21 protein-coding genes and 2 riboswitches are annotated in these 24,169 nt (G+C 57.2%); of the genes, 2 read left to right on the top strand and 19 right to left on the bottom strand.

The window, feature by feature from the left end:
* From GDA65_20160 to GDA65_20120, 9 genes are all read right to left on the bottom strand, one after another.
* Window positions 1–379 (bottom strand): 5,6-dimethylbenzimidazole synthase (locus GDA65_20160; GenBank protein MBA5865000.1); only part of this gene is annotated, 379 nt, incomplete at its 3' end.
* A 28-nt stretch (window positions 380–407) separates the two neighbouring features.
* Entirely contained in the window at window positions 408–623 is a 216-nt protein-coding gene (locus tag GDA65_20155; protein ID MBA5864999.1) for a hypothetical protein, read from the bottom strand.
* Window positions 620–1,219 (bottom strand): cob(I)yrinic acid a,c-diamide adenosyltransferase, encoded by a 600-nt coding sequence (gene cobO, locus GDA65_20150; GenBank protein ID MBA5864998.1) that lies wholly within the window; start codon window positions 1,217–1,219, stop codon window positions 620–622. The genes GDA65_20155 and cobO overlap by 4 nt, the downstream gene beginning before the upstream one ends.
* Before the next feature lies 1 nt (window position 1,220).
* Window positions 1,221–2,597 (bottom strand): cobyrinate a,c-diamide synthase, encoded by a 1,377-nt coding sequence (locus GDA65_20145; protein MBA5864997.1) that lies wholly within the window; start codon window positions 2,595–2,597, stop codon window positions 1,221–1,223.
* Window positions 2,598–2,636: 39 nt separating this feature from the next.
* Window positions 2,637–4,619, bottom strand: a complete 1,983-nt coding sequence (locus tag GDA65_20140; protein ID MBA5864996.1) for a TonB-dependent receptor — start codon at window positions 4,617–4,619, stop codon at window positions 2,637–2,639.
* Between the two features lie 28 nt (window positions 4,620–4,647).
* Window positions 4,648–4,909, bottom strand: a riboswitch (cobalamin riboswitch).
* Between the two features lie 64 nt (window positions 4,910–4,973).
* Complete coding sequence (locus GDA65_20135) at window positions 4,974–5,870, bottom strand: ATP-binding cassette domain-containing protein (protein ID MBA5864995.1); 897 nt, start codon at window positions 5,868–5,870, stop codon at window positions 4,974–4,976.
* Window positions 5,867–7,033, bottom strand: coding sequence for an iron chelate uptake ABC transporter family permease subunit (locus GDA65_20130; GenBank protein ID MBA5864994.1), 1,167 nt, complete (start codon window positions 7,031–7,033; stop codon window positions 5,867–5,869). Before GDA65_20130 ends, GDA65_20135 begins: the two co-directional genes overlap by 4 nt.
* Complete coding sequence (locus GDA65_20125) at window positions 7,030–8,052, bottom strand: ABC transporter substrate-binding protein (protein ID MBA5864993.1); 1,023 nt, start codon at window positions 8,050–8,052, stop codon at window positions 7,030–7,032. The genes GDA65_20130 and GDA65_20125 overlap by 4 nt, the downstream gene beginning before the upstream one ends.
* An 82-nt stretch (window positions 8,053–8,134) precedes the next feature.
* Window positions 8,135–8,305, bottom strand: a riboswitch (cobalamin riboswitch).
* 107 nt (window positions 8,306–8,412) lie between these two features.
* Window positions 8,413–8,670, bottom strand: a complete 258-nt coding sequence (locus tag GDA65_20120; protein MBA5864992.1) for a hypothetical protein — start codon at window positions 8,668–8,670, stop codon at window positions 8,413–8,415.
* Between the two features lie 161 nt (window positions 8,671–8,831).
* Here GDA65_20120 and rpmB point away from each other — a divergent pair, with 161 nt between their 5' ends.
* Window positions 8,832–9,023, top strand: coding sequence for a 50S ribosomal protein L28 (rpmB, locus tag GDA65_20115; GenBank protein MBA5864991.1), 192 nt, complete (start codon window positions 8,832–8,834; stop codon window positions 9,021–9,023).
* 295 nt (window positions 9,024–9,318) lie between these two features.
* Window positions 9,319–9,717: a hypothetical protein gene (locus GDA65_20110; GenBank protein ID MBA5864990.1), complete on the top strand. Its 399-nt coding sequence runs from the start codon at window positions 9,319–9,321 to the stop codon at window positions 9,715–9,717.
* 142 nt (window positions 9,718–9,859) lie between these two features.
* Here GDA65_20110 and GDA65_20105 read toward each other — a convergent pair whose 3' ends face one another.
* The 10 genes from GDA65_20105 to GDA65_20060 form a co-directional block, all read right to left on the bottom strand.
* A complete protein-coding gene (locus tag GDA65_20105; protein MBA5864989.1) occupies window positions 9,860–10,156 on the bottom strand; it encodes a transposase in 297 nt (98 codons plus the stop codon).
* A gap of 241 nt (window positions 10,157–10,397) precedes the next feature.
* A complete protein-coding gene (locus tag GDA65_20100; GenBank protein ID MBA5864988.1) occupies window positions 10,398–10,667 on the bottom strand; it encodes a hypothetical protein in 270 nt (89 codons plus the stop codon).
* 352 nt (window positions 10,668–11,019) lie between these two features.
* Window positions 11,020–13,326 carry an AAA family ATPase gene (locus GDA65_20095; protein ID MBA5864987.1) on the bottom strand — a complete coding sequence of 769 codons (2,307 nt, stop codon included), beginning with the start codon at window positions 13,324–13,326 and terminating at the stop codon, window positions 11,020–11,022.
* Window positions 13,327–13,430: 104 nt separating this feature from the next.
* Window positions 13,431–16,031, bottom strand: a complete 2,601-nt coding sequence (locus GDA65_20090; protein ID MBA5864986.1) for an SDR family NAD(P)-dependent oxidoreductase — start codon at window positions 16,029–16,031, stop codon at window positions 13,431–13,433.
* Window positions 16,028–17,185 carry an aminotransferase class I/II-fold pyridoxal phosphate-dependent enzyme gene (locus tag GDA65_20085; protein ID MBA5864985.1) on the bottom strand — a complete coding sequence of 386 codons (1,158 nt, stop codon included), beginning with the start codon at window positions 17,183–17,185 and terminating at the stop codon, window positions 16,028–16,030. The genes GDA65_20090 and GDA65_20085 overlap by 4 nt, the downstream gene beginning before the upstream one ends.
* Before the next feature lie 82 nt (window positions 17,186–17,267).
* Complete coding sequence (locus GDA65_20080; GenBank protein MBA5864984.1) at window positions 17,268–18,800, bottom strand: hypothetical protein; 1,533 nt, start codon at window positions 18,798–18,800, stop codon at window positions 17,268–17,270.
* 114 nt (window positions 18,801–18,914) lie between these two features.
* Window positions 18,915–19,841, bottom strand: coding sequence for an exosortase (gene xrt, locus GDA65_20075; protein MBA5864983.1), 927 nt, complete (start codon window positions 19,839–19,841; stop codon window positions 18,915–18,917).
* Window positions 19,842–20,052: 211 nt separating this feature from the next.
* On the bottom strand, window positions 20,053–20,319 hold the full coding sequence (locus GDA65_20070) for a hypothetical protein (protein ID MBA5864982.1): 267 nt from the start codon (window positions 20,317–20,319) through the stop codon (window positions 20,053–20,055).
* 826 nt (window positions 20,320–21,145) lie between these two features.
* On the bottom strand, window positions 21,146–22,249 hold the full coding sequence (locus GDA65_20065; protein ID MBA5864981.1) for a GNAT family N-acetyltransferase: 1,104 nt from the start codon (window positions 22,247–22,249) through the stop codon (window positions 21,146–21,148).
* Between the two features lie 13 nt (window positions 22,250–22,262).
* Window positions 22,263–23,342 carry a glycosyltransferase gene (locus tag GDA65_20060; protein MBA5864980.1) on the bottom strand — a complete coding sequence of 360 codons (1,080 nt, stop codon included), beginning with the start codon at window positions 23,340–23,342 and terminating at the stop codon, window positions 22,263–22,265.
* Between the last annotated feature and the right edge of the window lie 827 nt (window positions 23,343–24,169).

The following is a 24,169-nucleotide window of genomic DNA, read 5'->3' as shown; positions in this document are numbered from 1 at the left end:
AACGGCCGAGGACGTGAGGACCGCCTCGTTGCCGACTGCACGTCACACAGAGATTCACCGATGATTCCTCGATACCCTCGAGCTTGAGAGTTCGATACAGGTCCGCGCGTGGCTTCTTGTAGCGCAAAGCCGCAGCTCCATTCGTTTTATCGAAGAGCTGCTTCACGACGCGTTTGGTCGAAGGCTTGCGGACGATGACAAAATCCCAGGGCTGCATGAACCCCACCGATCCTGCATGATGTGCCGCGTTCAACAAACGGGTGAGAACCTCATCGGGAATCGGTGTCGGCAGGAAATTTCGGCGAACATCCCGGCGCTCAAAAATAGCCCGATACACCGCCTCGCGCTCGACACTGGAAAAGGGTTCCTGAGGCTCCATGACCACCCGAGCAGCCACGTCTGGCTCATTACGTGCCATGGGTCTCGCTCTGCGGGTGTTCCGGCCCAAGCACGCCGCTCGCCACCTGTTGCAGACAGGCGGGGCAAAGACAGTCCTGATAACGCGCCGCAATCCAATCCATCTGCGCTTCGGTGATCCCGATTTTGCCGCACCAGCATTGGTACCCGACGCACTCGAACGGCTGGCGGCAATGCTCGCAGGTCTTGCTCACCGGTCCTCTCAAAACTCCACTCCAGCCTGCGCCTTGATGCCGCTTCGAAAGGGATGTTTGACCTGTTTCATCTCGGTCACCAGATCGGCTGCGTCGATCAGCTCAGCCGGAGCCCCTCGACCGGTGATGACCACGTGTTGCATCAGCGGCCGCGCCTGCAGCCGCGGCAACACCTCCGCCACCTCAACGTAGTGGTGGTGCAGCACAATATTGAACTCGTCAAGAATCACCATCGCATAGGAGGGATCAGCCATGAACTCGCTCGCTTTCTCCAAAGCCGCCTGAGCGAATCTTGTGTCTCGCTCGCGATCCTGCGTCTCCCAGGTGTACCCCTCGCCCATGCGGAGGAATGTCACACGGTCGCCGAACGAGGTGAGGATGCGTTCTTCGGCCGTATCGATGGCGCCTTTGATGAACTGCACGATGGCCACCTTCATGCCATGGCCGAGACAACGCAGCGCCATGCCGAGCGCCGCGGTCGTTTTCCCCTTGCCCGCGCCGGTGTACACCATCAAGAGGCCCTTTTCTTCCTGGGCCGCCTCGATGCGCCGGTCGACCGCGGCTTTCACGCGATGCATTTTGGTTGTATATGTATTCGGATCCGTCATCTCACCCGTTCCTCCTGGCTTTGCGAGCGGCTTGTACGTGTCGCACAGTCTGGAGCAGATTCACCACTATCTCAGGCCGGCTCCCGAAATGCTGGTGAGTATACAACGCCAGGGTGTTGGCCTTCATGAGGCCGTCCTGACCAGCCGGCTTGCCGCCTGCATCCGCCAGCGCGCAGGCATAGTCCAAATCGCCTTTGGGTTCCAGATGTGAGTAATGAAACTCATGCCCGCGCACTGACGTGCCGGCAGGACCAAGGAGGCAGTCCTCCACCGTTTCCACCGAACGGTAGCCCAGCGTCATACCGGACTGGCGCATGACGGCCTCGGCCGGAAAGACCCCGACCATCTCATGCCGTTCGCCAGCGCCGTCCCGAATGGCTTGCGTTAAATACATCAAGCCGCCGCATTCCGCATAAATCGCTCCACCGCTGTCGCTGTACTCTTTCACCGCTGCTCGCATGCTCACGTTGGCGGTCAACGCCCCACCATAGAGCTCAGGATAGCCGCCGCCGAAATACAACAGATCCACGTCCGGCAGACCCGCATCATGCAAGGGTGAAAACTTCACAATCTCTGCGCCGGCTCTTTCGAGTAAGTCTAGATTGTCCTGATAGTAGAAGCAAAAGGCCGGATCATAGGCCAGGCCGATGCGGACCATCTCCTGGCGGCCTCCCGCAGACGGAGGATCTGAGTCGAATGATCCTTCGACTGATCGAGCGAGTGCTTCCACCCGGCTCAGATCGATCGTCTCTGCGGCAGACCGCGCCAGCCGGTCGTACAGATCACTCTGCCCTGCTTCAATGGCAGTCCTAAGACCTAGATGCCGGTCCGGGATTGTCACCGAGGCGTCGGGCCGAAGGTAACCGACCACGGCGAGCCCTGTCTCAGCTTCCACCGCGTCCCGCAACAAACGGTAATGCCCCTCGCTTCGTATGCGGTTGAACAGAACTCCCTGCACCCGCAGTCCAGGATCGAAGCGTGCGTAGCCGGACGCCATCGCCGCCGCCGAGCGCGCCATGGCGCTGCCGTCGATCACCAGCAGAACCGGAGCGTGGAGCTGTTTGGCCAATTCAGCCGTGCTGCCCTGTTCATGTACCGGGGAACTCCCGTCAAAGAGGCCCATCATGCCTTCGATAATCGACAGATCCGCATCGGCCGACGCCTGTGAAAAGATCGATCGGTTGACGGCCTCGGTCAACATCCACCCGTCCAGATTGCGCGAGGGCCGACCGGTCGCCAGCTGATGATGACCGGGATCGATAAAATCCGGCCCAACCTTGAAGGGTTGAACCACCAATCCCCTGGCCTTCAAGGCGGCCATCAACGCCAGCGTGACGGTGGTCTTGCCGACACCGCTATGGGTGCCGGCAATGACCAGACGAGGACGTTGCCTCACCACGCAATCCTCATGGGTGATTTACGACTTTCCCCCAAAGGCGACCCGGACGCCGCCGAAAATCGACCGGATCGGCACGCCCGCGCTGGCGATTTCTTCATACTTCTCATTGAACAGGTTCTCGGCCCGAAGATACGCCTGAAGTTGCTTAGTCACATCGTAGGTCACGGCCAGCGACCAGACGTCGAAGGCCCGGAGACTCTGCTGTTCGCCGGTGGTATTGAACCGTGATCCAACGTATCGCCCGATCACGGTGATCCACAAGGGCTCGATGGGTTGATAGCTCACCGAGGCGCTCCACTGGTCGGTCGGCCAGCGAGGCAACCTGGTGTGCGCCTCAAGATCGCGCGTGAGCGTATTGGTATACTGGGCTTGCACGACCACGCCGCGCAGCAACGGCCGATCGCTTTCATAGGTATAGGTCAGCCCGACTTCCCATCCTTTGGTCGACGCCGCCCCGACTTGTTGCGGGCAGAAACCGAACGTGCTGAGCGGCGCGCAAAACGCCGGATCAAACGTGGTGATAATGAGATTGCGATAGTGGTTCCAGAAAAAGCCTCCGCTCAGTTTCAACTGCTTCGAGAACACGTACTGATCGATCCCCGCATCCATACTTTGGTTTTTCTCCGGTCCCAGATTGGGATTGCCGAAATTCGGAAAGTACAGTTCGTTCATGCTGGGCGCCCGGAAACCAGTCGCATACCCGACGCGCAGTTTGGTATCGGTTTCCTTATGATAGTACCCGCCAGTCAGACGATAGGTGGTGGCATCGCCGAAGACATTGTAACTGTCATGCCGTACACCAGCCGTCGCGAAGACTCGATCCCACAGATTGAACTGTGCCTGCGCGAATCCAGCGTGAGAACTCAGGACGCGATTGATGAGGCCGGTGTCGTTCTCCCCCTGCTGTTCGCGGAATTGATACCCCGCGCTGATCAGGAGCAGCTTCGTGATCTGGAAATTATGTTGCCACTCCAGACGATTGGAAAGCACCCGGGTCTCATTCGGAGATCCGAACGGCGTGCTGAAGAATCCACTGACGAGACTCCGTTGTAATGTCCCCGGCAAAAACAGCGAGGCTTCCTGCGACCGCGCGAGGGTGAGTTTTTGCGACCACCAACCGGTAATCGGCTGTTCGTAACTGCCGCTGAACACATACTGCTGGCTGCGCATCTTCGACCCATAAACATCCGCCGGAAACGTCGCCGAGATATTGTCGAGCTGCGTATCCGAATTCATCCAGCGCACGGTGAAATCGAGCCGCCCGTCACGCGGGAGGTCCACACCGATTCGCCCTGACCCCTGCCAATTGTGGAACGAATCCCGTTCGGTGGCGCCCCTGCGATAGTTGACGGCGGAAAAGCTGGAGGTGTCCCATCGGGACAGCGAGAAGCTGTAGTCGACCGCGCCCTGTTTCCCGGACACCGTGCCGCCCTCGCGCAGACTCGCGAACGATCCATATTCCAGAAAACCGGTCGCGGAGAGCGGACCCTCGCCTTTCTTCGTGACAATATTGATCACGCCCCCCATGGCGTCAGATCCCCATAACATACTCTGCGCCCCGCGGAGAATTTCGACTCGCTCGATATTGTCGGTCGTCAGATTGGCGAAGTTATAGCTTCCCAGGGTCCCGCTGTTGACGATAGCCCCGTCGATCAACACTAACGTCTGGCTCGAACTGCCCCCGCGAATGCGTGCACTGACTTCGGTCCCCGGCCCGCCGCTCGAGAACACCGCGAGCCCCTGCGCTAACCGGAGGGCGTCGGCGACCTGTCGAAGGTTTTGTTTTTTCATGTCTTGCGCCGTGATGACGTCTACGGCGCTGGTGACCTGACTCGTTGGCACCGGTGTTTTCGTGGCTGAGACGACAACTTCTTCAGCCTGCACGATCGACTCAGGTTCAACCGGTTCTTCGGCAAAGACGGCTGCCGTCCAGAGAAACGGGGCGCATAGCAGTAGTACGAACAGACACCTGACAGACCATTCCCTGACAATCCTCAACATCCTGACATTCCCTTTCGCTCGAAGGGTTCAGTCGTAACGGCCGTCAGTTGGGTCTCCTGACTTACGGATCCTGGCATCCCTGCGCCTTCCCAACGGAACGTGACGCGTGAACTGGCTCTCGTGAAACGGTCAGAGGACACCCCCCGCGTTTCACAAAAGACGATCACGAACCACGCCACTCGCCAGTGGCTCAATGCAGGGTCACTCCCCGCTTACAGTGGCGGCACCGTGATGGTTTTGCACCATCTTCCCCGACGCTGACGGCGTCTTCCTGAGACTCCGTTCTCCAGTGATGACGCGCCCCTTCCTGTCACGCGGGTGGGCCGGGCACGAACCCCTCCCGCAACATTCTTCCTACACGTGAGCCGGCAACGATGGACCAGGCAGCGTGATGCGCGGCAGCCCCGACTGGGGATGCGGATCGATCAATACGTTGCAGCCGTAGACCTCGCGCAGCACTTCGACCGACATGACTTCCGAAGGAGTCCCCATCGCGGATACCCTGCCGTCCTTCAACATCGCCACGCGGTCGCAATATTGGCTGGCCAGATTCAAATCGTGCGAGACGATCACCACCGTCAACCCCCGCTCATCGCGCAGCCGGCGCAGAACCGAGCAAATGTCGAGTTGATGCTGCAGGTCGAGAAACGCCGTCGGCTCATCCAGCAGCAACACGCGGGGCATTTGGGCAAGGGCACGCGCAATCATGGTTCGCTGGCGCTCCCCGCCGGAGAGATCGGTCACCAGGCGGGCGGCCAGATGCGCAATATCCATCGTCGCCATGGACTGCGCGGCTGCCCGGCAATCATCCTGATCCTCCCAGCCGAACCCCAGACTCCAACGAGACCGGCGCCGATGCGGGAAACGCCCCATCAGCACGGTTTCCGCCACCGTGAACGGAAACATCTGCTGGCTTTCCTGCGGCACAAAGGCGACGGTTTGAGCCGTTTCCTCCTGAGACAGGCCGGCCAGACTGCGACCGAATAATGTGAGGTCTCCCATTTGAGGCGCGGCGAGCTTCGCCAACAGTTTCAGCAGCGAGGTTTTTCCCGATCCGTTAGGGCCGACGATGCCCATGATTTCACCCGGCCGAACCTGCAGCGTCACATCCCGAAGCACCCACCTGACATCACGTGCACTGGGTCTCCCGTAACAGAACTGCACCCCGCGCAGCTCATACGCATGGGCGGCGCGCGTGCCGGCGCCTTCATGGATATCGATACGCGCCTCCTCTGCGCGATGCCGGCTCATGTCAATCGATCCTTTCTCCAGACCAGCAGGTAGACAAAGAAGGGACCGCCGGCTAACGCCGTGATGACACCGACCGGCACTTCCGACGGGACAAACAGCGTGCGGGCCATGGTGTCCGCCATCATCAGGAACATTCCTCCGACCAGTGTTGAGGCCGGCAGGAGCAACCGGTGATCCGCGCCCACCACCAGACGCACCGCATGCGGGATGATCATGCCGATAAACCCGATCATGCCGCTGAAGGAGACGACCGCCCCGGTCATCAGGGCCGACAGCAGGAAGATGACGCGTTTGGTCCGTTCAGTATTGATGCCCAATGACCGGGCCGGCTCTTCACCCAAAGCGAGAATGTTGAGTACCCGGACCTGTTTCAACAGCAACAGGAGGCCGAGAAGCAAGTAGGCGGCCAGCACCATCAAGACCGGATAGGCAGGCGCCGTCAGCGACCCCATAAGCCAAGCCATCATCCCGAACGAGCGGTTCGGCTCCATGATGGAGGTGATGAACATAATCAACGCGGAAAAAATCGCATTGAGGATGACGCCTGCGAGCAGCACCGAATGGATCGGGAGCCGATCATAGGATGCCGCCATGCGGTAGATGACCATCAGCGCAATCAGGCTTCCCGCAAACCCGCAGACAGGCAGCAGCGACAGCGCCAGGACCGTAGTGCCGATCCCGAACAGGACAGCGATGGCCACGCCCAGAGCGGCCCCGCTCGACACTCCCAGCACATAGGGATCGGCCAAGGGATTTCTCAGCAGCGCCTGCAGTGCCACACCAACCGCTGCGAGGCAACTTCCCACCAGGAACCCCAGAAACACGCGCGGCAATCGAACCTGCAGCAGAATCACCCCCGTCGTCCGGAGTGCATCAGATTCCTCCGATGCCCCGAACACGGCAGACCACAACAATCCGATAAAGTTTCCCGCACCGATGTACTGCGTCCCAACCTGCAGACACAATATGGCGAGGATCGCGGAGAGGAGCGACAGCGCCCCCATGACGGAGAACCAGCGCGAGCGAGTCAGAACCGCACCCTGAAACGGCCGGCCAATCCCGGCGTTTTCAGCGCCGGGCTGCATGAGATTCGGCGACAGGGTTGGCGACGGCGAGGTGAGCGCAGAAGGAGGTGTCGCGGGATGGCCAGCGGATGGCATCATGGTTGAGCTGCCGTCGGTTCAGAGTCGAACGCTTCGGGGTGAATGACCCTGGCGAGTGCTTCCAGCCCCTGCATGACACGCGGGCCGGGACGATTGAGCGCATCTGCGGACACTTCGCGAAGGCGGTTGTGCTGCACGGCCGTCAGCGTGTTCCAGCGTCGCCAGGCTTCCTGCTCGCTTCGCGGCACCGTTTCCACCGATCCTCTGGGAAAGATCAAGATTTCGGGATCTTCTTTCAGCACCGTTTCCATCGTCAGGCGCGGATAGGCCGCGGCCGCTTCGGAGGCAATATTGCTCCCCCCGGCCAACCCGATCATCTGATGGATGTAGCTGCCAGGGCCTACCGTGATGAGCGGCTGGCTATTGATCACGTACAACACTCGCGTGCGCGGCAGGCCTTCTGTTCGACGGGTGATCTCGGCCATCTGCTGCCGCATCGCCGCGGTCATGGCATGGGCGGCCGTCGATCGATCAAAGATCCGTCCCAGCGTATGAATGTGCGCAAAGACCTGTTCTAACGACGCGGCTTGGAGCAGGAGGACTGGAATCTTGAGTTCTTCCAGCTTGGCCAGCACATTGGCGCGATGAAATTCCAGCGGCGCCACGATCAGTTCGGGCCGGAGCGCGATCAGGGATTCCAGGTTGGGATTGCTATAGCCAACCTTGGGCTTGGCTGCGGCGGCGGCCGGGAAATTGCAAAAGTCCGTGACGCCGACGACCTGTTCATCCAACCCCAGAGCGAACAACATCTCGGTAATACTCGGCGCCAGTGAGACAACCCTGGTAGGAGCCTTGGCGACATAGAGTTTGCGTCCCGCGTCGTCGATGAACGTGCGCGGGGTGATGTTGGCCATGAACGGCATGCCGGTCAGAATGCCTTGTTGGCGGCGTTTCATCACTGTGTCCTCTCCAGCGGAATCTCCCAATGCAAGCGCGAGGCAGGGCAGTACGACAGACCAGAGGATTCCGAGACATCCGACGACGAACCGGCCGGGAGGACTGATTCGAACGGCGCGCAAATAAAAAATCCCCAGGGCCTACATGGAACCCTGAGGATTGCACCCGCAATTCATCCTCGCCTATTCCCCAGCCCACGAGGGAATAAAGGGTCTCTCCCTGGGCAGGTCTTCTGGCTCATGGTTCATCCTACTCCCCGCGCCTTCCCGTTCGGCAACGCGAACAGTGGCATATACGGGTTTCGTCCCCATTTACAGCGGCGGGACCGCGAGGGCGTTTCACCCTCTTCCCTTCACCCAAGGTGTCTGAAAACGAAGCAAACTTTAGGAGAGGCGGGGCAATCTTGTCAAGAGGACCCGCAAGGGAACGCTCGCGCGGAAACGCCGCTGGCATATCACCAACGCGTGCCGCAGAGCAACGAGCTACGAACGGTACCGTAGTTTGAGGATGAGGATGGCCAGCGTTAAAACGAGCGTGACGAGGTTTGCGAGGATGATGGGAAGGGCGCCGAGGAGTAGCCCGTAGACCAACCACAGAAACACTCCAGTTGTAAACGTCAACAACATCCCGAGCGAGACATCCTGCGCGGAGCGCGTGCGCCAGGTCTGCTGGAGTTGAGGGATGAAGGCGATCGTCGTGAGGGTTCCGGCGAGTAATCCGATAAGCGTGACCTGATCCATTGATATGACCTCAAATGAAATGAACGGCGATGCGAGCGGGAGAGGGCATCCTGAAAGGAGAATTCACCCCGGCAGCTTGTCTTGTCCCCTGGCGCTATGGTAGCATCCCTTCCCATTCAAGGACTAGTCGTTGAAAGACGCCGCAACAAAGGAGTAGGGCCGTGGCATTTGCCTGTGATCTCTGTGGGAAAAAGCATCAGACCGGTAACAACGTCAGCCACGCAAACAATAAGACCAAGCGCGTCTTCAATCCCAACCTGCAACGTGTCAAGGCACTCGTAAACGGAGCGGCTTTGCGTATTCGGGTGTGTACGCGCTGCCTGCGGTCGGGTTTGGTTAAGAAAGCGGTCTGATCTCCCCCCGCGATTCCCCTCCATCACTCAGCCCATGTTCTGATTTCACACCTGTGGTGTGCCCGTTTGCTCTGTTAGCTCCTTTTCTGAACGGCACACAACCTGGCCACTGTGCCTGGTCGTCCCAGGCGACACTCTCGCCTCTTCATCCTTCATCTGCCACGTTCCAGTCACGCCGTTGCGGCGCGGGGACAGAATGACTCATGAGGAGACGGATCCGTTCTAACGGCGTACAATCCCGCATCGTACCGTAGACCGCGCGGAGCGGATCACGATCGAATCGGGAGGCACGATCATGAAACTTGCCTGGACCTTCGGCCTGATAGCCCTGTCCATCACGGTCACGGCATGCAGTCATTTCCAAAACAGAGAAGCGGCGTATCTGGATTCAGTCAAAGGACGGGCAACACAAACTGAGGTGAGACAGGAACTCGGGGCGCCTAAAGCAGTTCGGAGGAGCGAAGAGGGAGAGACGGTGTGGGTTTACGAAATGCGCGAACAACAGGCCGGCAACCGCTATACCGCGCCAGGCATCTGGTGCGAGGAATACCTGCTGACATTCGACGAGACCGCCGTTCTGCAGAAATGGAGGCAAGTCTCCCATTTCCACGGCGGCGAACTCATGCCGACGGAATGTATTCCGGGGATTGAGAAGTCAAGATCAGAGGGAATGGGCAACACAGGTAGCGTGTGAGAGCCACTCTTTTTTGTCTATGTTTCTCTGCTGCGGGAACGGATTGAACGATGGAAAAGAGAGTGACGACGAACGGGGGTGGGGCTTGATCGGAAAGGAAGGGAAGTATTCAAGCACAATGAATGTTCCAGATTCGTGCAGATTAGCATTCGGTTTTGGCCTCGGTAATCAGTGCTATCCTGAGCGTACTATAGTCCAGCGACAGTTCGGCGACCTTACGTTTCAATCGACGATTTTCATTTTCCAGGTCATGCAGGCGTTCGATGGAACTCGTTCCTTGAGCACTGAGTTTTTTCCGCCAGCGATAGACCGTCTGCGGTGAGACATGATACCGACGGCAGATAGTTTTCACCGTCACGCCGGCTTTCAGATCTTTAACAATGCTCGTCAATATCGTAACACTAAGACGGGAAGGCGGCATGGTGCTCCTCAACTCCATGTCACTCTATCGGAACGCGTGCACGGTGGATCGTGGTGTACAAGAGCCGAAGGGTGATTGAAGGGTTTGCGCGTCAATTGCTGTGTCGATAAGCTCCATGCGCACTACCGCACATGAGGCAACGGAACGCATCCCTCTGCGGCGCCGCAATATATACACATCGGCCGGGTATGTTCACGCAAGAGGAGAGCGGATCGGCTGGGTATGAGATCTCACACTAATTTGAGAAGGAACCGCAAACTCACGGCCATAAGTCCATTGCCATCGTGTGCGCCATCTCGCCGTCAGATTCCATTGAGCTCGAACACAATTCCCCAGAATCAGCGCCAAGCCTGATGTCCTCGTTTTGAAATTCAAAACTTTCCCAGGGAACTCTGACGATTTTCCCTGTATCCGCGAGAACCACATCCGCATGTCTGATTTGCCTGGTGACCGAATCCATAATCAACCGTTTGATAAAACCCCACTCCTCGCCTTCCAATGTCCTCACGATCAAACTTTCGGTGCTCATAGTACATCCTCCTTGCTACAAAACGGCCACAATCACAGAGCATAGAATTGATGCGATATCTGGTGCGCCATGCTGATCATAGATGCCAAGTCCGTTCAGACGACCCGGCGAATCCGGAGCCGGCTCAGAATCGAACGCGCAGTTCGATCGCAGAAACTGTTCCCATAGTCGTCAAATCATGCCTTCCCATCGTGATTGAATCTGAGTGTCAGGGATCCAAGAATCAGTTGGTAGAAACCGAATGACTCAAACAGACTTCCAAGCGCGACCATTCGACAGCGCGAGATGAAACAGACATTCCCCTGCCCACACTCACATTTACCCGTCCGGATACCAATGGTTATCGGCACTGTTACGTCGACTGCACTTTTGCTTGCGTGTAGGAGTGACCATAGACATAGGAAGGCAGGGCATCGCTCCCTACCCGGTTGAGTAAGACCTGGAACGGCACACGCGTGCCGAGGGATTTCACCGCACGCCTGACGACCTGATGAGGGGTTGAATTGGCTCGCACAACAAGCACCATATGATCGATATAATTCGCCAGGACATTCATGGTCGCCAAAGGGAAAATTGGTGGTGTGTTGATAAGTATAATGTCGAACCGTTCGCGCAACTGAGCAAGAATGCTCGGCAGGCGCTCCGTTTTCAATAACTCGTTTATTGACACATCAGAATTCCCGACCGGCATCAACCAACAGGGGACATCGGCAAACTCCGAAAAACAACTCTCCAGAGGAATATCGCTAGTTAGCCAATCGGCCAACCCCCACTTGGCAACGGTATCGACGTAACGGTTCGGCATCGGGACCGCAAAATCGCAATCCAGCAAGAGCGTGCGGAGCCCCAAATCCCGCGCAAGTGTATAGCCGAGATTGATCACGGTCGTTGTTTTTCCTTCTCCTTTGACAGCGCTGGTGACGGCGACAATGGTCGAATCTCCGTTACCCTTCTGCAATGCGAGCCGCGTCGCGGCGACCCGGTATTGCTCTGCCACAAGGGAGTGCGGCATCCATTTCACAACAAAATCATCATTCCGTGGCTGGGGACTCCGAGTATTCAGGTGAGTCGAGGGAACGAGCGCGAGGTCCCCCACAACGGCACCCTCTTCTGCAGACACCGCAGCCGCTGATCGGGCGGTCGGGAAGTACCGCTGCCACCTCAAGCGGTTATATTCAATGGCAAAGTCCGGGATGACCGCAAGTAACTGCGGTCCCAATATGTGCTCAATATCCTCAGGCCGACGGAATTGAGGTGTCGAGAGCTCCCGGATCAAGGCAAGTCCTGCTCCAAGCGCACACCCAAAGAGGAGCCCAAACACCATAATCCGTCGCTCATTGGGAGACTCGGGCACTCTCGGGAAGCTGGCTGGATCGAGAATGCGAAATTGTGCGCCTTTTTGTCGTTTCTCAAGGTTTTCCGCCACCCTCGCATTGAGACGCTTCTCCAGAAGCGATCGGTAGTTAGTCTTCATGTTGTCGTAGTCACGTTCCAGGATCAACAAGTCCTGCTCTATCTGCGGCGCCTTTTCGATCCGTCGCTCAAGCTCCCGCTTCTCAGTCTGCAGCCCCAGTTGCCGCCTGCTCTGCAGCTCCCATTCGCTCTTAGTTTCTGTTTGTTGCCTTCTCAAATCCTGCAGGTACGGATCGACCGGTTTTTCACCGGACTTAAGGATATCGGGGCCGTAAACCTCCGTGAGTTTCCGCTGCACATCTTGCATCTCATCTCTCGTTAAAACGACGTCCGGATAGGTATCCCAGAACTCCGCCTGTAGCTTGACGAGCTTCTCCCGCAGTTCCTTCAACCGGCGGAAGAGCGGATCCGGCTCTACTGATCCGGGGACCAGAGAGAGGTTTGGAGTGCCGGACCGTTGATAGTCTCGAATCGCGTTCTCTACAAGCGCCAGCCGGTCCGCCAGTCGCTGGGAGCTCTCAGTGCTGGCCTTCAGGTCGCCCTGCAGCCGGTCGAGGGCACGCAGGTTGGATTCGACCTGTTGTGGGAGCTTCCCCACGTGCAGCGACTTGAACTGACTGAGCTCGTTCTCCTTCCGTTCAAGTTCCGCCTTCGCTCTGAGAACCTCCTCATCAAAAAATTCCGTCGTCCCCTCGGCGGTCTGTTCACGAGTTTTCAAGTTCTGCTCGATAAACTTCGTTGCCAAGCGCGCGGTCACTTCCATAGCGGTCCGAGGACTCTCGTGGATAAAAGAGATCGTAAACGCATCAAGGCTGCTGCGACCGACAAAATTGCCGCGCGGGCCCTTGCCGACCATTTCCACCATGATCCCATTGGCCAGCGCCGAGACGCCCGCCTCGGGCCCTTCCTTCTCCACAAGGTCCGTATACAGGTGGAATTCGTTCACAATGTCGGTCAGTACAGCCCGGCTGCGTACCTGCTTTTGAATCACGAAGATACGCTGTTCGAGATTTCCCTCGTCTACCCCTTTCACGTAGTTTTCTGGGATCTTCTGATCCTCGACGAGGATCATGGTCTCCGACCGGTATAACTTTGTGGCAATGAGACAATAGGTGGCAGCAGCGGCAACGGAAATGAGAATGCATGCGACGATGACCCACTTCTGATGTCTCGCTACACTCAAAAAATCCCGAGGAAGACCAGAATGCGGCTGATCGATCTGTCTGTCGGCATCGAATGTGGTCATCTCAAACTCCAACGGCTTAGTCCAGTTGTCCTATCCAATTTGTGGCCCGCATGATGAGCAGAATCACCACATCGGGAACATATCAACGAGCGTTCGCCGAAGGATTATAGCGAAGGCGTGGCACCTGACTCCACCAGTGAACCCGCCTTCCTGGAAACACCGAGATCCTCCCTCGTCGCGGGCATAGCCGGAACCGGCGCCCTCTCCAGTTCCCCGGGAGAGTGGAACTCTGGAACCAGTTCCCGTAACCGATCAATGGCCCACGTCGTGTGGTTCAGACGGGCAGCCGCTTCCAAAGCCGTCACCTTGTTCTGCAGATTATCGAAGTCAATCGGAGCCATGCGGCGAATTCTGAGAATGTTCTCGATCATGGACTGTTCAGTCGCCTCCCCTTCTCCGACCAATTCTTCGGCGAGCTTTTCGCCCGGGCGTAACCCTACGAATTGGATCGGAATTTCCTGGCCCGGCACGAATCCCGACAGTCGGATCAAGTTCCTTGCAAGGTCTAGTACGCTGATCTGTTCTCCCATATTCAAGATATACGTCGCACCTTGCTCTCCTAGTGAGGCTGCCTGCAATACCAGGTGGACGGCTTCGGGAATGAGCATGAAGTACCGCCGCACGCCCGGATCGGTGACCGTGACAGGACCTCCCGCTCGAATTTGCTCCTGGAATCGCAAAAGAACGCTTCCGTTACTCCCGAGTACGTTCCCAAACCTGACAGTGATGAAACGCGTCTTGCTCTGCCGGGCGATCCCCTGGACGATGAGTTCCGCCACACGTTTAGTCGCTCCCATGACACTCGACGGATTCACGGCCTTGTCCGTTGAAATAAGGACGAACCGCTCCACAGCGAGCCGGTGGGCAACCTCAGCTGTAATTCGTGTCCCCATACAGTTGTTCTTGAGGGCTTCCGCCGGGTTCAGTTCAACGAGCGGTACATGCTTGTGTGCAGCGGCATGGAAGAAAATGCTCGGCCGGTATTTGGTAACCGTGGAAGTTAGTCGGGAGACATCGGTGACATCCCCGAGGACCGGATGAACAAAGGAACCAAGGCCCTGATCATCCAATTCCTTGGCAATCATGTACAGACTGTTCTCATGACGTTCATAGAGGACCAGCGATTCCGGGCCCAGAGCGGCAACTTGTCGCGACAATTCGGATCCGATGGAGCCGCCGGCTCCCGTAATCAGCACGCGCCTCCCCTTGATCATATGTCTCATCGCGTCATCCTGTGAGTTCACGACGGCCCGCGGCAGCAGGTCGTTCATAGACACACTTCGCATCTGGCTCTCTGCGCTTCGATCAGCGAGAAGATCTGACAAATTCGGGAGGGTTTTGATGGAAACTTTGAACGGCTCAAGAATAGAAATGATTTCTCTCAGAAGCGCTGGCCTGGCATTCGATAAGGCCAGAACAACCTCCACGACCTGCTTCTCAGCGAGCAATCGAGGCAGGTCACTGCGGGTTCCGAGCACTTTGACTCCGTGAATCCGCTTGTTGAGAAGGGACACATCATCGTCGATGAGGCCTACTGGTTGATACCGGGAGAAACTATTTGTTTTCATTTCCCGCACGATCCGCTCGCCGGACTGCCCCGCCCCGACAACGAGCACATTCTTTTTATGGCGATAGATGAGTTTTTCTCCCAGTAATCGGGACGGCAACCGGATCCCGGTGACAAGGCCGATTAACAATACGCTGTCGATGATCAGGATTGAACGAGGGTATGCAGTCAACTCGAACCCCCAATAGACGAGGCCGTAGATGGCCGCGGTACTGAGGAAGACGCCGCTGACAATCCGCTGTAGATCCCATATCCCTGTGTATCGCCAGAGCCCTTCGTTGAGACTAAATACCATAAACGCGCCTCCCCTTATGGCCACGAGCCAAGGGAGGACCTGAAGAAAAAGTTGTGTCTCGGACTCGGAAAGGCTTCCGTCGAAGCGTAACAAAAACGCCAGATAGTTGGCGCAGACGATGAGAGCCAGGTCCACTGCGACGATGAGAGGTCGCCGCCATCGAAGCAACCAGGCGATCGCTCTGGATCCGGCCTCTCCAAATGGATGTGCATGCGAGGATTGAAGTTCAGGTATCTCGCAGAGGACGAGAGGCAGGCCGGTCAATCGGAAGACGGTTTGCGCAATAATGGCCACATCAAATGCGAATGAGGCATGGCGGACATACAGCTTGGCGAGGCGGATTTTTTCGGGAAGAATGACGGTCCGATACTCGTCTTCCGGATCCTGCGCCCCGGCCAGAATCGTCGCTTCGTCGGCGTACTTCACAGAGGCCAGGTCGGTGAGGCCCGGACGCACAGATAGAATTTCACTGTAGTCGGTCTTGAACAAATCGACATACTGCGAAACTTCCGGCCGGGGACCCACCAGGCTCATGTCGCCCAGGAGGATGTTCAGGAGCTGAGGTAACTCATCGAGCTTGTGCCGACGTAACACCCTACCGACTCGGGTGATGCGAATGTCCTCTCCAATCGTCAGCTGGCCTCCATTCGACGAGGCATCTCTGGTCATCGTACGAAACTTATAGATTCGAAACGGACGAAACCGTCTACCGATCCGGACCTGCCCAAAAAAGACGGGCCCGGAAGAGTCCAGCTTGACCAGAAGGCCGATCAGCAAGAACAGCGGCGATAATGCCAATAGGCCGATCGCAGCGACCAGGAGATCCATGGCTCGTTTCATCATCGTCGGTAACCTTGAATGAGTGTGCGCACCACGGAAATGACGCGTTGGATATCGGTTTCGGTCATCTTGGGGTAGAGCGGCAGCGACACAATCTGCTGGTAGGCAGTCGTGGCGACTGGGAATTCCCCGGGGGTATACCCCCAGGTGTCGCGGTAGTACGGGTGAAGATGGAGCGGGATAAAATGGACGCTACAACCGATGCGTTCCTTCCCCAGGTGCTCAATCAACCGGTCTCGTCCGATCCCCGACCGCTTAGGGTCAAGCCGGATGACATACAAGTGCCATGCATGTTGGACATGAGCCGCCGCGGTGGGTAGCACGATTTCAGGGAGATCCCGAAACCCCTCGTCGTAGAGACCGGCATACCGCTCACGTGCCTTCCAGAGACGATCGGATTTCTGGAGCTGTGCAATGCCCAGGGCTGCGGCAATATCGGTGAGATTGTACTTGAAGCCCGGTGAGAGGACTTCATAAAACCATGACCCGTGACCGTCGTAGCGCTTCCACGCATCGCGACTGAGTCCATGGAGGCTCATCGTCCGGATTCGTTCCGCCCACTCGGGATTGTCGGTCGTAATCATCCCGCCTTCACCGGTAGTGATATTTTTGGTGGCATAGAAGGAAAAGCAGGTGCAGTCGCTGATGGTGCCGATGAGTCTTCCTCGGTAGCGGGCCGGGAGCGCATGGGCGGCATCTTCGATGACACGCAGACCGTATCGGTTCGCAATATCAGAAATGCGGTCCATGTCACAGGGATGTCCTGCGAAATGCACCGGGATAATGGCTTTCGTTTTCGGCGTGATGGCTCGCTCGATCTGGTCGGGGTCAATGTTCAACGTATCGGGAAGGCAGTCGACCAGGACAGGCTTGGCTTTAAAATAGGTGACGACCTCGGCTGTTGCCGTAAAGGTCATCGTGGGGAGAATAACCTCATCGCCCTCCTCGATCCCGACAGCTTCAAGGGCAAGGTGAAGCGCGGCAGTGCAGGAATTGACCGCGATAGCATAACGGGCCCCCAGCACAGCCGAAAAATCCTGCTCAAACTGCTTGGCCCTTGCTCCGGTGGTCAGCCAACCGGACCGCAGAACTGAGACTACGGCATCGATTTCCTCCTCCCCGATATCAGGGAGGTGAAACGGCAAGAATTGTGTCATGGTGGATCCTTCCGAATGTGTGGGCATGATGGTCACCCGGAACGAGTGATGCACCGGGGTGCGGCCGGCAAAGGATACGCTGTCAGCGAGGATTGGGGTGATCGCCCAGATGCGGCGCGATTACCAGTGAAACCAAAACGGTACCTGCTCCCACGAGAAGCAGAGAGGTTTCAATCGGAGCATTGAGGGCAAGACTGCGAACGATTTGAAGAAACACAAGACTTCCTGCAAGAACGGCCCATGACACCCATCCCGGACGGGTCGGGATGAGCTGCGTTGTGTTTGCTCTAACCGCGAAGTATCCGAGGGGGAATGTGAAGGCAGAGTACAAGGGCCACGCAAACTGTTGTCCCAAAAGGCCGATGAGCCTGTCAATCGATGCATTCCTGTATCGCTCCCGCCTGCGTTCGACTTCGATTCCATTCACGTATGACGTTTCCAAACCATCATCGTAGCTGACCACAACGTGCTGCGGGACCGGTCCCGATACCCGGTTCTTGAAGCCTGCCACCGGGACGGACCCTTCCTCCCCGTGAAAGGGTCCCAAGGAGAGGCTCACCTCCTGCTTCCACTCCGTGAGCGCGAGGGCTCCGCGTTCAGGGTTGGTCGAGTAGGACACAAGACGTGCAGTCCCCCAGTCCTTCAGATCTAAGGGCACAACCCAGGCCTCAACAGAAAAACGACGGTGGGCAAATAATCGGCCTGCGGAAGGACTCGCGACGGGCCGTGAGAAGAGACTCACGCGAGTGTCTCGCACTGCCAGCCCGTTCGGAGTCAGCCACTCGATCCTCGACAAATCCCTGATCCCAAGGTGGATCGGCACTACGGGGCCGTCGATGCCGGTTCCGGAGGCGTGACCGGTGCGAGAAAAATCATAACTGAAGCGCTGCCCCTCCTCGACCCGCGGCAAGCCCGATCTCCCATGTGGACCGGCAGCGAAGTTCGTCCTGACCTCCGCTTGGTGAAGCACACGGTTGTAGAGAGAAATGCGATAGATCTCTCCGCTCCACGACCTCTCTGGGACATCTTGGCTTCCAAGGTAGAGATCGAATTCAGAAGTCCACCCGGAAAAATCCTTGGCGAGAGGAAACGGAACGCCAAACAGAAGGACCAAGGCCAAGGCGTAACTGACAAGCGGAAGCACCGACGACGTTCCTGATCTGAAAGCGTAACGATCGGCTTGCCGAGGCGTGCAACTTAAGCAGCGAACCGCGTAACCGACCCCTCCGACGAATGCCCCCAGGGTATTTAAAACAATGTCACTGACCGAGGGATATCGGGGAAGCAGCACCTGCAAGCATTCAATCCCCACGCTCATCAGGCATGCCGACAAGGTGCCTAGCAGCAACCTCGTCGCCAACGGCCGCGTGACGACGGGAGGCAGCGACGGAAACAAGAAACCGAATGGCACGAATAGAAGGAGGTTGGTCCAAACGTCCCACGACATCACTGTCGATAAACCATCGAGTCCCTCGAATGTGTTCCGGATCTGAGTGAGGAGTGGTTCCGACCAATGAAGATGAAACGTAAACGGCGTCAGGGCAAAAAGCAGCAGGTATATGAGATAGACCCCGAACAGCACTCCTCCTCCGGCCCTGTCATGCTCCAAGATCAATCAACCAGCGACTCGACCGGGACCATGCTCTGCGTCACGCCTGGCTCAACGCCGAACCTCCCATGCCACCCATCAGACCAATCCTGCATGGGCGACAGCCTGTCCGCAAACAATTCACGCTGAACCATGATGGCGTACCAATCCGGGAGTCGCCTCCTCCGTGGTATCGTCAGCCCAGAACGTTCCTATCCACGCCAGAAATACAATCGTAATCCCGTACACGAGGTAGCTGAATACCCGGTGGTCCGTGCCATCAGCCAGTCCCACAAAGTCGAAGAAAATGATACTGAAGGCCCTGACCCCGTTGGCTAGTATCAAGAAGACACCGCACACAACCAGGAACGCTGCACGCCGCAGCACCCGGCCATACACCATCGCCGCATACATGTACGCCAATGCAAGCCCCGGGATTACATATCGCAGGCCGGCGCAATCCGTTGCCACTTCCCACTGTTGCGATGGGAGGGTTAAGAGGTACCCCTCGCGGAGCAAGGGCACGCCAACGGCATTCAACGTCACTTCCAGAAATGCGGCCGTGAAGTCCTGCAACCATCCCTCAGCTGCTGTCCCGATCGGCAAGGCAAAAACCAGCAACCCGAGCGGGAAACACAGAATACGAAACGTAGCGGTTCCGCACAGGGTCCAAAGGAGCGCCGGGAGCATGGCGACCAGGGAGACCTGTTGCCGAAACACATCTTCTCCGGTGTACGCCTCCCACCAGCTCCAGGCCAGGAACGTAAACATGCTTGCCCCGAGCGCGCTGCGAACCGGCAGAATTCCTATCAGACGTTCACGATAGAACCAGAGAAGATAGATTGTGGCGGGCAGTATAAAGAACCCGTGCCTAAACGTTCTCGATGCTATCCAGGCGTCAACCAGTGTTTGAACCGTAGGCCAGCAGAGGACGAGAATGATGGTCCAGGCGAGGCTGATGCTCAGTACCATAGTGCCCGATGCGGGAAGCAGTCCTTTGCCGCACTGGAGATACCGTAATGCCGTCCTACCCCAATCAGCCTGCCCGTGGTACCCGGAAATATTCATGTTGTGCGGTGAAATAAAGAGGTGATGCCGGAATGGGAACGCGACAGATCGGGGAGCCGTCCGGCAACGGTACGTGAACCGGACGGCCTGGTGTTACCCCATGCTGCCGCTATGTGACCTGCTCAGTGAAAGTGCGTCGGCCGGCCGATCACACACCGGAGACCGGTAGAGCGGTCACCGACTCAAGTTACAAGCTACACTGTCTCAATAACTACATCCTGGAGCCAGGAAACCAGCCCCGTTTCCTGAGCTTTGGACCGATCCAGGCCAGAGCAGCGAAGCCCAACCCGGACAACACTTCCGTAGCCGGGATGGGCACAGTCCGCACATAGCCATTGCCATAGCTACCCCAATTGCCGAAGTTACCATTATTCCAGAAATTCCAGAAATTTCCGTAGTTGGTATTGCCCGCCTGGGCGAAGCCCGCAGTGAACATCATGCACATACCGGTGAGAATTCCAATTCGAAGCCAAAACATACCGACCTCCTCTTATTTCTTTACTTCGTCATCCGACTGAAGTCGCAGCATCCTTAGGGTAACACCTCTACCCTACCCGGCTCTGATCACTATTGCGCGTGTTCACAGAATTGTGCGGACAAGTGAACGAAACAAAACAGAGCACTACGGACTATTGAGTGGCGTCATCACCGCATGATATCGACCAATGCAGGGCATCCATGGCAGGATGGGAAGCCGCTACGGCAGGGAGCCGTCCAGCGGGAGAGTCGGAGCCGGACGGCCCGGTGATACCCCCCCGGCTGCCACCAACCAACCCAGTTGCGGTGGCGGATGTGTTAGCTACGCCAGCCGGGCAAACCCGTGAGGCCGACGCCGAAATGTCATCGGACGTGATGACCCGATCGCGTCGCCGCAACAGGAATCATCAAGCCACCGACGAGTATCTCCGTTTCCTGATCTTCGGTCCGATCCATACCAGAGCAGCGAAGCCCAGCCCGAAGAACACCTCCGTTGAGGGTATTGGAACAGCACGGACAAGTCCAGGTGGCGTAAATGGTGGCCCCACTGGTGTCGGAAATGAGGGATCTGCCATTGCCAAACCGGCAGTTAATATCGTGTACAGGCCCGTGAGAATTCCAATTCGAAGACCAGACATAGAGTCCTCCTTTATTGAATGAGTTATGCACGACTGCCATGGGGATAACATCCCTCTTTTACTCCGAGTTCCAGATATGAGATACGAGACTGATGCGGTCGTTACCGGAACAAGACAACACTCAGATCCCGATGAGAACAATCGAGCCGTCACCTGATCACGGAACCTTTTGCATAAGGACCGGTGAACCTATCTGCGGTGGCCGCCCGACGGTGCCGTGAGGACTTCACGATCCTCGTGGCTCTCCGCCGGTCCAGGCCATTTGACTGGGGAACGGGGTCGATCCGCGATGGTCTCCAACCGGCCGGCAATCCGTTGGCGCCAACCAACCACCTGTTTCGTCAGGCTGCGGAGGGACGCCAATCCCGGATACTTTGACTTCCGCAACCAGGGAACCATGATTTCACAACCGCCAAATTTCCGTTTGTATTCACCTCCTCCTCCCATGTCATACCGGTGGATCCCCCTCGCCTTCCAATACTGCATGGCGTGCCACTGAACGGCTTCATTCGGACGATAGCCCAACGTCTCTCTCCAACTGGCGCCACCCCAAAAATACATGGTGGTATTCATTGCCGGGAAAATCCCGGTGGCGATACATCGGCCTTGAGGGTCCCGTGCGCGCAGAAGGAGCAGCCGGCCCGTATCCGACAGACAGGTGATCAATTCGCGGACTCGCTCCACACCATAAGTCGGCACTAGGGATCGCTTTTGGAACACCACTTGAAGCTGCGCATAATACTCATCGGCAAAGGCGGCATCGTGCGCCTCTTCGATGATGACTCCGCTCTTTTCCGCTCGCCGGATACAGCGCCGGCAGGCGCTCGCCATGTTGGAAAAGAGCTGGTCCAGGTTCTGAGTCAGATCGATTTCGAACCCTCCGAACTGCCGATACTCAAATCCGAGGCCGTCGGCATCCTCGATCAGCAGATTGCGGTCCATCATTTCCATATGGACGCACCCCAACCGCTCGAATGCCAATCCCTGGAGCGCTTCCAGCGCGGAACGCCGCGAAACGCCCGGGAGAAGGTTCATCCCCATATAAGAAGTCGTCCAACCGGGCAGGGGGCTGCCGAGAATCCTGAGGCCGAACCGTTTCACGATCAGCCCACTGAAGTAGCCCAACGTCCGGGCTCCCTCACGGAGGCGGGCAAAAATAGGCTCTGCCCCCTGAGTCTTGGTGACGAATGCAAGCCAGGCCGGCGACTGGAAAATCGTCCGGTCCTCGAACGTGCCCAGGATTGTTTCCCAGTCTTGAAACGGCAGGTCGACTTTTTCAAAAGTAGGACTCATCGGCCCACATCCTCTAGGTATCGGACGTTATTTTCCGTGCTGCGGGTCCCCGCGACAGTGTGGCCAATGATCGGTGCGGCCCCCGGCGAATGACCAGGAAATCCCACAGACCGCGCAGGAAGCCAATCCCGTAGCTCACATGGTAGGTCGCGAATACTACAGGGAGAACAGGAAGGAGTGTCCACCCGCGCTTAGCGGCCGTGACAAGGGACGCTCCGAGAGTCCCGGCGGCATAGAGGGCGGCCACGGCGCCCAAGCCCCAGATAGCCGGACGCCACCACAAGGAGAGCAGCAACAACCCCGCCAAGGACAAGAGAAACAGACCGGGAATCACATGGCGGATCGAAGCTGGAAGTCGATGCTTCTGGATGACGCGGACTTTCCAATATCCATACTGGCAGTACTGTCGAAACAGATCCCGAAGCGACCCCCTCGGCCGGTACCAGCTCTTGATGCGTGGTGACTGCCAGATTTTTCCGCCTGAACGGATGAGCCGGAGGTTGAACTCGTCGTCCTGATTGCGGACCAACTCTTCATCAAAGAGACCGATCTCCGAGAACACCCTGCGTGGCCAGCATCCGTAGGGAACGGTATCGACAAATCCTTCGTAATCGGGATTGTGAAATCGTGCTCCCCCCACGGCGAACGGAGAGTGATAGGCGGCTGAAATGGCTCTTTGGAAATAACCTTCTCCGGCCGTCAGTGCCGGGCCCCCGACGTTGTCGGCGCCGGTTTCCTGAAGTGCAGTGATGCACTGCCGGATATAGTCAGGAGCATAGAGTGTGTGCGCGTCCATGCGAACGATGATCGCGCCTCGAGCGACCTCCAAAGCCGCGTTCAATCCACTGGACACGATCCGTCCGGAGTTATCGATGACCCTGAGGCGCGCGTCGTTCCGGGCCATTTGCGTAAGAACCTCGCGCGTGTTGTCCGTTGAGAGGCCGTCTGCGACGATCAACTCCATTCCCCCCCCCACCGGGTGTTGTTGAAGAATCGAGCTCACGCAATCGGCGATCATCTCCTCCTCGTTCCGGCAAGGGACGATCACTGACACCTCGATCGGAGAATTTTGGGTTGACTTCTCAAGTGGCATGTGGAAAAAAAAGATACGTTACGTGAGCATGCACCCACGCCAACAAGGTACCGACTGATGTCTTGAGTAGCTGCCAGCCGCTGCGCGGTTTCGTTTGAACAGATGTTTGAGAGATAACCGGAGACACTCCCGCGTACATAATTTGCCAGTCAGAAAACCCCAAGATGACAATACTTTACCCGCATCGTAGTGTTCCCTGAGAGAAACTCCATACAGTTCTCCATTGCCCTATTCACATAAAGCAATGAAAGAACTTGATACTGTCACTGGCATGTAACTGGCATTTCCCAACTCTGCTTGCGCCGCCCCAATATTCCCGAATGGTTCCAGTACATCCATAAGTTGAAAGTAGCAAGAATTGTAAAAGGCTCGTCTCTCAGGAAGGAACACCAATGGAAAAATTCTTCAAGACATTCAAGGCAGTTACCTTGATTTCGCTCACATTTGCCTTGTACTCCCCAACAACCGGTCTGTCCCAAACCACTTCAATTGCTGGCTTTAGAGTTGTCACTTCACCAAGCACGGTGAAACCCGGTGAGAATATTACATTCTCCTGGCAGGCCCCCAGCAACCACTCGACCAGGGATTGGGTGGGGCTCTTCTTGAACTTTCAGTCCTCGAACGGGGCTACAACCGTGAAGTTAAAATATGTTCCCAGCGGAACCAGTGGTTTTATAACCATGACGGCTCCCGCTACCCAAAATGGTTTGACCTACCAGCTTCGTTATTTTTTGAATGACGGCTGGACCGAAGCGGCCAGAAGCAACCTCATCGCAGTATCCTCAACAGCGACCACTACGAGCGCTACCCCCCCTCCTCCGCCACCC

Origin of the sequence: Nitrospira sp. CR1.1, assembly GCA_014055465.1 — a bacterium.
Taxonomy (GTDB): Bacteria; Nitrospirota; Nitrospiria; order Nitrospirales; family Nitrospiraceae; genus Nitrospira_A.
The sequence above is the reverse complement of the archived record's forward strand: the minus strand, read 5'-3'. Positions and strand labels throughout refer to the sequence as shown.

Excerpts from the sequence above, each read along its gene's own strand:
- cobO (MBA5864998.1), bottom strand. The coding sequence starts at position 1,219 with ATGACGGATCCGAATACATATACAACCAAAATGCATCGCGTGAAAGCC.
- GDA65_20120 (MBA5864992.1), bottom strand. The coding sequence starts at position 8,670 with ATGGATCAGGTCACGCTTATCGGATTACTCGCCGGAACCCTCACGACG.
- GDA65_20140 (MBA5864996.1), bottom strand. The coding sequence starts at position 4,619 with ATGTTGAGGATTGTCAGGGAATGGTCTGTCAGGTGTCTGTTCGTACTA.
- GDA65_20095 (MBA5864987.1), bottom strand. The coding sequence starts at position 13,326 with ATGACCACATTCGATGCCGACAGACAGATCGATCAGCCGCATTCTGGT.
- GDA65_20135 (MBA5864995.1), bottom strand. The coding sequence starts at position 5,870 with ATGAGCCGGCATCGCGCAGAGGAGGCGCGTATCGATATCCATGAAGGC.
- GDA65_20100 (MBA5864988.1), bottom strand. The coding sequence starts at position 10,667 with ATGAGCACCGAAAGTTTGATCGTGAGGACATTGGAAGGCGAGGAGTGG.
- GDA65_20090 (MBA5864986.1), bottom strand. The coding sequence starts at position 16,031 with ATGATGAAACGAGCCATGGATCTCCTGGTCGCTGCGATCGGCCTATTG.
- GDA65_20060 (MBA5864980.1), bottom strand. The coding sequence starts at position 23,342 with ATGCCACTTGAGAAGTCAACCCAAAATTCTCCGATCGAGGTGTCAGTG.
- GDA65_20130 (MBA5864994.1), bottom strand. The coding sequence starts at position 7,033 with ATGATGCCATCCGCTGGCCATCCCGCGACACCTCCTTCTGCGCTCACC.
- GDA65_20065 (MBA5864981.1), bottom strand. The coding sequence starts at position 22,249 with ATGAGTCCTACTTTTGAAAAAGTCGACCTGCCGTTTCAAGACTGGGAA.
- GDA65_20070 (MBA5864982.1), bottom strand. The coding sequence starts at position 20,319 with ATGTTTTGGCTTCGAATTGGAATTCTCACCGGTATGTGCATGATGTTC.
- xrt (MBA5864983.1), bottom strand. The coding sequence starts at position 19,841 with ATGAATATTTCCGGGTACCACGGGCAGGCTGATTGGGGTAGGACGGCA.
- GDA65_20105 (MBA5864989.1), bottom strand. The coding sequence starts at position 10,156 with ATGGAGTTGAGGAGCACCATGCCGCCTTCCCGTCTTAGTGTTACGATA.
- GDA65_20085 (MBA5864985.1), bottom strand. The coding sequence starts at position 17,185 with ATGACACAATTCTTGCCGTTTCACCTCCCTGATATCGGGGAGGAGGAA.
- GDA65_20110 (MBA5864990.1), top strand. The coding sequence starts at position 9,319 with ATGAAACTTGCCTGGACCTTCGGCCTGATAGCCCTGTCCATCACGGTC.